We start from the raw sequence: 540 nt of genomic DNA, 5'->3' as shown, positions 1-540 counted from the left end.
GCCCCCGCCCAGGCGCCGGCGCCGCGCAGCCAGGCGCAGATCCTCAACGCCGCCCGCGAGGCGCTGCGCCGGCAGGACTGGGCCACCGCCGAGCGCGAGGCGCAGGCCTTCATCGCCGCCTATCCGCGCGACGCGCGCGTCGGCGAGGCCTACCAGATCCGCGCCGACGCCCTCTTCGGCCGGCGCGAGTACATGCAGGCGGCGCTCGCCTACGATGACGCGCGCAGCCGGACCACGGACCGCGCGCGCCGGCAGGAGATCCTGCTCGGGCTCGGCCGGTCGCTCGGCGCGATCAACGAGACCGCTTCGGCCTGCGAGGTGTTCCGCCAGCTCGCCTCCGACTTCGCCGACGACATGCGGCCGGATGTGCGCGAGGCGCTGACCCGCGAACGCACCCGGCTGCGCTGCTGACGCCTGCCGCCTTCGCCGCGGCGCTGGAGGCCTGCGGCCCCTTCGAGCCCGGCCCGGCGCTCGCGGTCGGCGTCTCCGGCGGCCCCGACAGTCTCGCGCTCGCGCTCCTGGCGGCCGGCTGGGCTCGGG

General features: G+C 77.8%; 1 pseudogene. It reads left to right on the top strand.

The window, feature by feature from the left end:
* Window positions 1–411, top strand: a pseudogene (locus tag FK498_RS19660) (hypothetical protein); the annotation flags it as partial.
* Window positions 412–540 lie beyond the last annotated feature (129 nt).

This window comes from Elioraea sp. Yellowstone (assembly GCF_006704265.1).
Taxonomy (GTDB): Bacteria; Pseudomonadota; Alphaproteobacteria; order Acetobacterales; family Acetobacteraceae; genus Elioraea.
This window is presented reverse-complemented; position numbering and strand designations above follow the sequence as displayed.